At 38.1% G+C, this 10,945-nt stretch carries 11 protein-coding genes; 2 read left to right on the top strand and 9 right to left on the bottom strand.

What is annotated here, in order from left to right; genetic code table 11:
• Positions 1-315: 315 nt before the first annotated feature.
• Positions 316-1,326 (top strand): tryptophan--tRNA ligase, encoded by a 1,011-nt coding sequence (gene trpS / locus CBF35_RS12020; RefSeq protein ID WP_126781522.1) that lies wholly within the window; start codon positions 316-318, stop codon positions 1,324-1,326.
• A gap of 137 nt (positions 1,327-1,463) precedes the next feature.
• Positions 1,464-2,036, top strand: a complete 573-nt coding sequence (locus tag CBF35_RS12025; protein WP_126781524.1) for an ATP-dependent Clp protease proteolytic subunit — start codon at positions 1,464-1,466, stop codon at positions 2,034-2,036.
• A 98-nt stretch (positions 2,037-2,134) separates the two neighbouring features.
• On the opposite strand, the gene CBF35_RS12030 is transcribed toward CBF35_RS12025, so the two are convergent.
• The 9 genes from CBF35_RS12030 to dltC all read right to left on the bottom strand — a co-directional run bounded on the left by CBF35_RS12030 (position 2,135) and on the right by dltC (position 10,939).
• The gene (locus CBF35_RS12030) at positions 2,135-2,584 is read right to left on the bottom strand and encodes an NAD(+) diphosphatase (protein WP_244922599.1); all 450 of its coding nucleotides are present in this window, start codon (positions 2,582-2,584) and stop codon (positions 2,135-2,137) included.
• A 141-nt stretch (positions 2,585-2,725) separates the two neighbouring features.
• The gene (locus tag CBF35_RS12035; protein WP_126781526.1) at positions 2,726-4,297 is read right to left on the bottom strand and encodes a glucosaminidase domain-containing protein; all 1,572 of its coding nucleotides are present in this window, start codon (positions 4,295-4,297) and stop codon (positions 2,726-2,728) included.
• A gap of 222 nt (positions 4,298-4,519) precedes the next feature.
• Positions 4,520-4,999 carry an FUSC family protein gene (locus tag CBF35_RS12040; RefSeq protein ID WP_228026018.1) on the bottom strand — a complete coding sequence of 160 codons (480 nt, stop codon included), beginning with the start codon at positions 4,997-4,999 and terminating at the stop codon, positions 4,520-4,522.
• 142 nt (positions 5,000-5,141) lie between these two features.
• Positions 5,142-6,218, bottom strand: coding sequence for a M24 family metallopeptidase (locus CBF35_RS12045; protein WP_126781528.1), 1,077 nt, complete (start codon positions 6,216-6,218; stop codon positions 5,142-5,144).
• A gap of 131 nt (positions 6,219-6,349) precedes the next feature.
• Positions 6,350-7,354: a lipoate--protein ligase gene (gene lplA / locus CBF35_RS12050; protein ID WP_126781530.1), complete on the bottom strand. Its 1,005-nt coding sequence runs from the start codon at positions 7,352-7,354 to the stop codon at positions 6,350-6,352.
• 12 nt (positions 7,355-7,366) lie between these two features.
• Positions 7,367-8,107, bottom strand: a complete 741-nt coding sequence (locus CBF35_RS12055) for an MBL fold metallo-hydrolase (RefSeq protein WP_126781533.1) — start codon at positions 8,105-8,107, stop codon at positions 7,367-7,369.
• Between the two features lie 129 nt (positions 8,108-8,236).
• Entirely contained in the window at positions 8,237-9,325 is a 1,089-nt protein-coding gene (locus CBF35_RS12060; RefSeq protein WP_126781535.1) for a M42 family metallopeptidase, read from the bottom strand.
• Between the two features lie 109 nt (positions 9,326-9,434).
• A complete protein-coding gene (gene dltD / locus CBF35_RS12065; RefSeq protein ID WP_126781537.1) occupies positions 9,435-10,703 on the bottom strand; it encodes a D-alanyl-lipoteichoic acid biosynthesis protein DltD in 1,269 nt (422 codons plus the stop codon).
• Positions 10,700-10,939, bottom strand: a complete 240-nt coding sequence (gene dltC / locus CBF35_RS12070; protein ID WP_126781539.1) for a D-alanine--poly(phosphoribitol) ligase subunit DltC — start codon at positions 10,937-10,939, stop codon at positions 10,700-10,702. The genes dltD and dltC overlap by 4 nt, the downstream gene beginning before the upstream one ends.
• Positions 10,940-10,945: the final 6 nt, after the last annotated feature.

Below are 10,945 nucleotides of genomic sequence, written 5' to 3' on the forward strand. Positions count from 1 at the left end.
CATAATTTTGTGTATAGTAATCGATAACCACAACTCCTATACCTTTTATTATAACGCATCCCTGACTTAATTACTACACCATATCCGCTTATTTACAAAGGAATACTTGACTGTAAAGAGCGCTATCTCTGCTTTTAAGCGGATATTCTTGCAAATTATATACAAATTTCATAAAAAGTTCACATATTCAATAACTATTTCAACAACTGTTTTAAACCACTGACTGCAACAGTTTACAACCAATTATCTTGCTCTGTCCTTTTTAGTTCCTTTCCAGTATAATTGAGGAAACATAGATAAGAAGGATGATGAAAAATGGATACAATTTTCTCAGGCATTCAGCCTAGTGGCATTCCGACGATTGGAAACTATATCGGTGCTATGAAACAATTTACTGAATTACAAGACACTTACGACTGTTATTATTGTGTCGTAGATGAGCATGCCATCACGGTTCCCCAAGATCGCTTAAAACTACGAGCCCAAACTCTTGGTTTAGCCGCCCTTTACTTGGCTGTTGGCTTAGACCCTAAAAAAGTTACAATTTTTATTCAATCAGAAGTTTCAGCTCACGCCGAAGCAGCATGGCTTGTTCAATGTAACACTAGCATTGGTGAATTAGAACGCATGACTCAATTCAAAGATAAGTCGCAAAAAAACGCTCGTAGTGGTGTAAGTGCCGCTTTACTAACTTATCCCCCATTGATGATTGCTGATATCGTCCTCTACAACACTAATTTAGTACCAGTTGGGGAAGACCAAAAACAACATCTTGAACTGACTCGGGACTTTGTGGAACGCTTTAACAATCGTTATGGCTCTGACAGTCAACCAATCCTAACTTTACCAGAAGTTAAGATCCCGACTCACGGTGCCCGCATTATGAGTTTACAAGACCCGACGAAAAAAATGAGTAAGTCCGATGACAACCCTAAAGGCTTTATCTCAATGCTTGATGAGCCGAATGTCATTCGGAAAAAAATTCGCTCAGCCGTCACTGATTCAAGTGGTAAAATCGAATACGATGTTGAAAACAAACCTGGTATTTCTAATTTACTAACAATTTTTTCAGCTGTGACTGATCAATCCATTGCCGATTTAGCGGCTAAATATGCTGATTCTGGCTATGGTGATTTCAAAGCCGATCTCGGGGAAGCAGTCGTCGCTCTCTTAGAGCCTATTCAAACCCGTCAGCGAGAGTTATTAAGTTCTGAAGAACTACATCAAATCCTTGATGAAGGGGCTGAGAAGGCTCGTCAGGTAGCTAATAAGACGTTACAACGGATGCGTAACGGTGTCGGCCTAGGTCGTAAACCTCGTCGTTAATGTTAACTAAAAAAGATAAACAATCAATTAGTCAGTTAAGGTCAATTTTTTGTTTATTCTTTTTTTTTATGCTAAGATATTTATTAGATTGATAAGAGGTTTTTGACCTTTTTCAAAAAACAACTGGAGGCATTACAATGACAGAAGAAACTAAAAGCAACGACTTAAACAGTTTATTAACTAAAAAAATGATTGAAAATAGAACCATTTTAATTTACGGTGGCATTGATCAAGAGTTAGCGAAAGAAGTCACTAGCCAATTACTCTTATTAGCTTCACTGGGCGATGAACCAATTACGATCTTCATCAATAGCCAAGGCGGCCATGTTGAAGCTGGTGACACGATTCATGACATGATTAAATTTATTAAACCAGAAGTTAAAATTATTGGGACTGGTTGGGTTGCTAGTGCTGGAATTACGATTTACTTAGCCGCTCAAGCGAAAAATCGTTACAGCTTGCCAAATACTCGCTACATGATTCATCAGCCTGCTGGTGGCGTCAGTGGTCAAAGTACTGAAATCCAAATTGAAGCCAAAGAAATCGTGCGGATGCGGGAACGAGTAAACCGCCTAATTGCAGCAGCAACTGGCAATAGTTATGAAAAAGTTTCAGCTGATACTGACCGTAACTTTTGGATGAGTGTCAACGAAGCCGTTGATTACGGCATCGTCACAAAAATTGTTGAAAACACAAAAGAAATCAAATAATTATTTAAAATAAAAGGACCGTCGACTATTGTCGCGGTCCTCTTTTGTTGCTTATTTGTGTAAAAGATAACCTATTAATAAACTTAGTTTCACAATACTTAGTTGCTTTCTAAGTCTTTTAAAAAATTTAATAAGAAACATTCCGCTAAAGAATTTGGTATAATCTGCGCTTTAGCTTCTGAAAAGGTAAACCATTGTGCTTCGTCGACTTCATTTACTTTAATTGTCAGCTCTTCAGAACTCACCACTGATTCAAAATTTAACATCAATGTGTTGGTTTTTTCATAGTAGCTACTTCGTAAAAAACGTTCTTCTGTCACTTTTAAGCCAACTTCTTCTAAAACTTCCCGCCGAACAGTTGTTTCAACCGCCTCGCCTAAGGTAACGTATCCAGCCACTAGTACAAATTGTTGGCGACCACCTTGTTTAATTAACAAAATTTTATTTTTTTGCGGGTTTAGCACAATCGTACTCATAGCTGTGGAAAATGTTGGAAAGCGCAATTCCTGACAATCATCGCAAAAAGGAATTAGCCCTTCCTCTTCCACCAATTTAACACTTAAAGCCCCACCACATTTCGAACAATACTTTTGAATTAGACTCACACCTTTATCAATTAATTACTCCCTTAATACTATCACAAAAAAAGACCGTGACATAATTAATAGTCAACGGTCCTCTTTGGATATTTATTTAATGACGCGTTTGGCAAAATCAGGCATAAAGTCTGCCATTGAAGTTACTTTAATTACATCACCCGGTTGCGGTGCATGAATGAAGAGACCATTTTCTAAATAGATTGCCACATGGTGAGTGGCTCCTCTTTCACCAAAGTAAAGTAAGTCGCCAGTTTTTAGCTCTTTAAAGTCAACGTCTTTACCAACTGTTTCTTGTTGCCAAGTTACTCGTGGCATCTCAATTCCAGCTGCTTTCTTATAAACATATTGGACTAATCCTGAACAGTCAAAACCGTTAATTGTTGTTCCACCCCAGACATAAGGTAAGCCTAGGTATTTAGTAGCTTCAGCGATAACTGCTTTTTCTTTTTTACCGACGGACATCTTTGCAAAACGTTTCGCCATTTTTTTGTCATAACGATCATATTTAGTTAAATCGTATGTTTTAATCAAACCATTTAACTTACTGGCATATTGAGTGTCAGTTGCGTACTTGCCAGTTAAGAATAAAGTGGCATCACGATATGAATCGGTCTGATCTTTCCATGTTCCTTGATAAAATTTCTTATTACCAGTAATTCCTTTTGTTAATAATTTAGCATAGTCTTCTAATGACTCATTAAATGACGGATAACGACGGAAATTAGCGGAAATCAGGTAAAGTGACCCTGCCCCATTATCTTCATAAGTCGGTAAGGCAATTGAATTACCTTTAAAACTACCTTTAATTCCAAAAATATTATAATTTGGAATACCTGCTAAACTCGAGTTTCCTGAAGCACTCTCTAAAATGGCTTGGGCAATCATTACTGAGGCATAAAGATTGTTTTCAGCAGCGATTTTACTAGCTAAAGGGCCAATCCGATCAATAAACTCTTCCGTTGTATTATTAAAGGTAAAGTTTAACTCAGTCGTGTCAATCACTGGAATTTCTTGATTATAGACTGGTTGTTCTGCTGGTCTATAAGGAGGATTCCACGTAGTTGAACCATTCCCTTGGGTTGGATAATTAGGCTGAGTCGGTGTGACTGGTTTACTTGGGTTAACTGGTTTGTTTGGTTTGTTTGGTTTGTTCGGTTTGTTCGGTTTGTTCGGTTTGTTTGGTTTACTTGTTCCAGTTGATTCACTTGGTTTTGTTGATTCACTTGGTTTTGTCGATTCACTTGGTTTTGTCGATTCACTTGATTCTGTTGTTTCTGTTGTTTCTGTTGATTCTGTTGTTTCTGTCGATTCGCTTGGTTCCGATGATTCAGTTGGTTCAGTTGGTTCAACTGGTACCGTTGGCTCTGTCGGCTCTATCGGCTCCGAACTAGCTTCTGGTGTCGGTACGTAGGTATCAACAGTACTCTCAGTCTCAACTTCTGGGTAAGTTTCTTCTGTTCGAACGATAATTGCCGAAACGCCTTCTTCTGCTGGCTCACCAACACGACTTACAACATTCTCTTCTTTAATTTCATTAATTTTTATTGGTTCTTCATTTTGAATAGTCTGTCCTTGAATCGGATCGACTTCTTTATGATTAATCACTTGAAATAAGCTTACTAATGATAATAAAGCGACTGTTGTTAATATTTTTCTTTTCATTTCAAAACCTCCTACAATTTACAATCTATAATATAACTAAATATACACTAAAAAGTTAAATAAAGCTCTATTTATGCTAATTTTAATATTAACTTTTAATCATGACAGAGCTAGCCTTACTCCCCCGCGGCTCATTTTTAAAGATTTTTTTTAAAGCATTCTTTAGCGAACGATTAACATCCGTTAAATAACATATTTTCTTTTATTTTAGACTATCTTCGATCAAGAAACTGTCCGTTTGTCTCTAATAAAGCCGTTGATTCCAAAAGCAACCCCCATACCAATAAAACTATCGACCACCCGGTTTAAGGCATAGATATAGGAATCTTGTTCAGGAATCATAAAGACAATGGTTAATAAGGTTGCCACTGAACCGACAATTCCTTCATTTAAACCAAAACCTGAAAGTAACGCAATTAAGGCGATGACGACTAAAGGAATCGTAATTAATTGGACTAATTGACTATTTCCGAAGGTTTTAAAGACAAAAATGACGACGACGGAAAAAAATCCCCCTAAAATATTACCAGCCACTCGATGTCTCCCAAATTTTACCGTTTCTGTCATATTTTGCCGTAAGGTAAACACCGCCGTAATTGTCGAAACAATATACGTTTCCCTGTTAAATAAAAAGGTGATTAACATGCAAATAAAGACACTAATTCCGGTTTTTAAAGTTCTCATTCCTACTCTAATTTTCAACGATTATCCCACTTCTCTTCTTTATTATATACCTACCTTTAACCATAGCGAATAAGCCTTGACTAGTCAAGGTTTCCTTCAAGACGAAAAGAGCCAGTGATTTCACTCACTGGCTCTTTTCGTCTTCTTTTTAATTAACCGATTAAGGGATAATCGTTAGTTCTTTCGGGTAGTGATTTAACAGCTCACAGCCAGTCGTTGTCGCCACGACTAAATCTTCAATTCGGACTCCGACTTCCCCAGCTAAATAAATCCCTGGTTCAATCGAGAAAATCATGCCTGGTTCTACTAACTGGTGATTAGCTGCTGAAACATCGCCAGCTTCGTGACACTCAATTCCTATAAAATGCCCCGTTCGGTGCGTAAAGAATTCACCGTAACCTTTTTCGGTAATGTAGTCTCTTGCCGCTGCATCAATCTGACTAAAAGGAACACCAGGTTTAACAGCTGCGATGGCTCGTTTGTTGGCTTCTAGAACTGTTTCATAAACATCACGGCTTTTATCTGAGACTGATTGATAGAAAAATGTTCGGGTCATGTCCGAACAATAACCATTTTTAGTACCACCAATATCTAAAATAATACTGTCACCAGCTTTAACAACTGACTCATCATTCATATGATGAGGATCAGCGCCATTAGCCCCGTAAGCTACGATTGGATCAAAAGAAAATCCTGAATTATCTAGTTTAGCGTAGATTTCGGCTAATTTTTTAGTCATTGTTAACTCTGTTAATTTAGCAGGTATTAAGGCTTGCAACTCACCCATGGCTTGATCATTGTCTGCTGAAACGTCTTTCATCAGTTGGATTTCTTCCTGACTTTTCAACGCTCGGACGTGGTCAGTAATATCAGAACTTAAAACAAAATCCGTTGTCTGCCCTTGTTTCATTAAGTTTAATAAGAAGTGGGCTGGCCATGTTTTATCAATCCCAATTGTTTTACTTGGATCAATTTCTGTCAGTAAAACTGTCACCCCATCTTGGGTGTCGTCAAAATAGACGAGTTTCGGGTTAGTTAACTTAGGCATTGGAAACAGGCGGTTGATAACTAAAACATGCTCGCCGTTACTTTTAATAATTAAAACGAGCATTCGTTCACCAGGATGAATCCATCTTTCCATTAAATAAAAAATCGTCGTTGGGTCTGAAATCAAGAGCTGTTCAACCCCACTTGCCTTCATCTCGGTTAAGACTTTACTTAAGCGTGTTTGATTCATTTGCTTCCTCCTAGTTCACATAATAACTATTGTGAGTATTTAGTTTAATTGTTTTATTATAACATAGAGTTTTTAAGTGTTTCTGTTTTAAGGTAAAAAAAGACCGTGACAATAAGTCACCGGTCTCTCTTTTAATATAATAAGTTAACTAAATCGGCTTCCTCAATATTGCCAAAGTATTTTTTAATGTCAATTTTAGCAACGGCTTGCGCAATTGCAGCTTTTTCATAGCGTGTCCCTTGTAAGATTTTTTCAACGTCGGCAATTTCACCTAAGCCGAAGAAATCGCCGAACAAACGAATCTCATTAATAACCCCACCAGCCACATTCATTTTCGCCTCAACTGAACCGATGGCAAAACGTTGACGGCGAACTAAGTCAAATTCTGGTGAACGGCCATAGTTCCAGTCCCAGTTACGGTAGTATGTATCGGATATTTCATTGATTTTTTCCCAATCAGCCTCCGTCAAATCGTAAACTTTAACATCCTCCACTGACTCAACACCGAAAATTCGGAGTAAGATCGCTTGGCGGAAATCAACTGTTGACATATTTTGATACTCATCAGCTAAGAACGGTTTGATGTTCGTCACTCGTGAGCGAATTGATTTTATGCCTTTTGATTCAATTTTATCTTTACGCACTTTTAAAGCGTTGACGACTTCGTTGACATCACTATCAAACATAATTGTTCCATGGGCGAACATCCGACCATTAGTTGCATACATGGCATTGCCAGAGAATTTCTTTTCACCAATTACTAAGTCATTCCGGCCTTTTAATTGAGCACCTTCAACGCCCATTGCATGGAGAGCATCAATGATTGGTTGCGTCACTTTAGCAAAATCACGGAAAGAATTGCCATCATCTGGCATAATAAAACTAAAATTCAAGTTGCCAAAATCATGATACACTGCCCCACCACCACTAAGACGGCGAACAACGTGAATGCCTTTCTCTTCAACATATTCTTTGTTGATTTCTTCAATCGTGTTTTGGTTACGGCCAATAATAATTGAAGGCTCATTAATATAAAATAATAAAATCGGTTCGTCCACAGGTAGTTCTTTCATTAAATACGTCTCTAAAGCTAAATTAATTCGGGGATCATTGTTTTCATTTGGTACAAATAGCATGTTATTTTCCTCCTAAATAGTTAAGGTTAAATTTTCATAAGCCAGTTGAACGGTAACGTCTGCTCCAGCAAAATTACTTGTTTCTTCTTTTAAGACATCTAAATCGCAAGTTTGTGACAAATGAGACAACAAAAGGGTTTTGACATTATTTCTTTTTGCTAACTCACCAGTTTCTTTCGATGTTAAATGGGCGTGATGATTTTCATGACCGGTTAAAAAATAAGTGTCGCTTAGTAAGACATCCGCTCCCCGGACAAACTCACTAAGTTCTGGGAAGTAGCCCGTATCAGCAGTATAAACTAAGACTTTTCTTGTTTGCTTTTCGACAATCCGCATGGCGAAACAGGTTACTGGATGAACGGTTCTAAGAAAGGTCACAGTAAAGGGGCCAAGGTCTAATTGGTCAGCTTCATGATAGGAGATTCCTTGAGAAATCCCAGCAAGTGTTAATTTTTCAAACTGCTGCTGATCCTCTTGATGGCCGTAGATTGGTAAAATCCCCACTCCTTCTGGTTGCGGAGCCAGCTGACGATAATACTGTAACACACCTAAATCAGCAATATGATCATGGTGATAATGAGAAATCAAGACACTATCAATTTCAAATGGACTAATTTCAGTTTGAAGAACATTTAATGTGCTACTGCCGGCATCAATCAACAAATTATAGCCCTCTGCCTGTAACAAATAAGAACTGGTACCTTCTCCTTGCCAAGGGTAGCCACCCCAATAACCTAAAACTGTTAATTTCATCCTGCATTAGCTCCTTCCGCAAACTTTACTTTAGCGCTTTCTGCTTAATTTTAACACAAAAAAGCTCATAAATTGACGCTTTATGAGCTTTTAAGTGATCTTACTAAGCTCTAAAAACAAAACTGTTTTTTAGTAAGCTTTAATTTTAGCAACGGTCTCTTTGTCTAAACGACGAACGACTTCCGTGACTAATTTGACAGTATTTAAATAATCGTCTTCATGAATCACTGAGGTATGTGAATGTAAGTAACGAGTAGCCACTGTAATCGCTAAGGCTGGTATGCCATCTTTAGCAATGTGTTGCGTTCCAGCATCCGTACCACCACCAGTAATGACTTCTAGTTGATAAGGAATGCCTAACTCATCGGCTACATCAATCACAAAATCTCGTAGTTTTTTGTGAGGGATCATTGACGCATCGTAAATTAAAATTTGGGGGCCTTTCCCAAGTTCTGACATTGATTCTTTTGGTGTCATACCAGGAGTATCGCCAGCTGTTCCGGTATCTAGCGCAAAGGCAATCTCAGGATCACTTAAATGAGTACTTACTCGTGAGCCACGTAAACCGACTTCTTCTTGGACGTTGCTACCAGCAAATAAAATATTAGGGTGACCTGCTGTAGCTAAGTTTTCCAGGACTTTTAATGAAACCGCAGTTCCAATCCGGTTATCCCAAGCTTTAGCTAATAAATATTTAGACTCATTTAAGCGACGGTATTCCGTATAAGGAGTCACCATGTCACCTTGACGAATGCCCCACTCTTTAACTTCATCAGCACTTGTGGCACCAATATCAATAAACATATCAGCTACCTCATAAGGCTTCTTACGAGCATCAGCTGATAAGACATGAGGTGGTTTACACCCAATCACACCGTGAATGATTTTTCCTTTAGCTGTTTTTATTTGAACTTGTTGAGCCAACATTACTTGACCCCACCAGCCACCTAAAGTTTGAAATTTAATAAAGCCTTTATCCGTAATTTGGGTTACCATAAAGCCGACTTCATCCATGTGTCCCATAATTAAAACTCGTGGGCCTTCTTTATCACCATTATGACGAGCCATAATGCCACCTAAGCCATCAAATAATAATTTGTCAGCATGAGGTTCAGCATATTTCTTAAAGATATCTCTGACTTCATCTTCGTTGCCAGGTACTCCCCGAGCGTCCGTTAGTTCTTTTAAAAATAGTTCTTCTTCTTTATTCACAAACATTCCGCCTTTCAACTAAATAACTCTACTTACTATTATACCACTCATAATTGCCTTAATAAAAGGAAAAACATAGCCGAAGTGATAAAAGTCACTCCGACTATGTTTTAAATTATTTAAGCTCTTCAGGTAGTAGCTTTTGCCACTCTTTACTGAAGTAATAGGGATCTAATTGATACGTCGGATCTTGGCTCTGGCGCTCTGCTAAGAAAGGCGCAACTTTTTGGTCTAGTGCTACCCAGCCCCGCCAACCAATATGAATCGTATCTTCCATAAAGTAATCTTCCCCACGATCAGCTGTGAAATCTAAGACTTGATCAAAACCTTGACTAGCTAATTGATGATTGATTTTCAAACTAAACTCATCAAGCATCTCTGTTGAAAGACCTGTATACGTTGACCACCGTTCATTGACTGGTGGGATAACAAAGAGGACGTCCATTTTCAGCTTAGCAACTTCCTCTAAAAACAATTGAAAATCGGCATACTCTTTAGATGTTCGATAATCAAAATCTCTTTGGGAATTTTCCAAAGATTTTTTAACTGGGGCAATCCGTTTTGAATAAAACTTATTCGTGATTTGAAAGTCATTCGTCGTCGTTTTCGCTTTTCCTGTTTCGTAAGCTAACTGATCTAAAGTCTTAAAGTCATAAGTCTCAGGCAAATCAGCTAATTTCTTAGTGATTTTCCCTTCTTTACTGACAATTCCCAGATGACCAAATAACTGATCTTCCCGATTAAGAACGTTGAGTTTGACTTGGCATAACCGTTTTTGCGTGGCTGATAAGACTTCGCCACTTGCAATTTGTTTAAGTAAGGTTTTCATCGTTGTGTCTGAACGAACGCTAGTAAATTTTAATAATCTTTTAGCCGTGTAAATCTCACTATCACTGATTGTTTCTAAACCTTTAAGCCACTGGTAAGTTTGCAAAGGTGAGTAATACAAAGAAAACATCCCTTCACTGACACCTTCTTTAACAAACCATTGAGGGGAGATCACGAAGACGGCTTTTTTACCAACCATTTCTGAGCCCATTGATTGCAACATCAAAAATTGAGACAAGGATTGGGTACCTGCTGCCCCTAATAAAAAGGGCCGGTAATTCCGATCATACTTTTCAGCTAAAACCGATGGATGAAACGCATTAAAGCGGCTAAGCTCCGATGAGCCAAAGAAGGGCACATAGTCATCTGTCGCCATGGCTTTATTTTTAATTAAATTCCCTTTAATCACGTTTATTGCCATTGAATTAGAAGCTTCTTTAACGACTTTCGGACTCGCTTCACTGAATTTGAATGGGGATAAGAAAATCCCACCGACAATCACAAAAGCTAACGCTAAGGGCCCGATTGTTGTAAAAAGCTTCTTTTGGAAACTCATGATTGCATGGCAACGACTTTATCCACAATTTTTTGAGGTGTTGCCCACTCGTCTCTTTCAAATTCTGATACTGGTACTGTTACGCCACATTGGCCTTCGATTTCAACTAAAAGCTGAACGGTTCCTAAAGAATCAAGTAAGCCTTCTTCAAATAAGTCCACGTCTAAATTATCTTTCACTTCATCGGTACCTGTTAAATCTTCTAATATGTCTAAAATCATCGTTTTAATATCCATTTTTAA

The organism is Vagococcus salmoninarum (assembly GCF_003987495.1).
GTDB classification, from domain to species: Bacteria; Bacillota; Bacilli; order Lactobacillales; family Vagococcaceae; genus Vagococcus_D; species Vagococcus_D salmoninarum.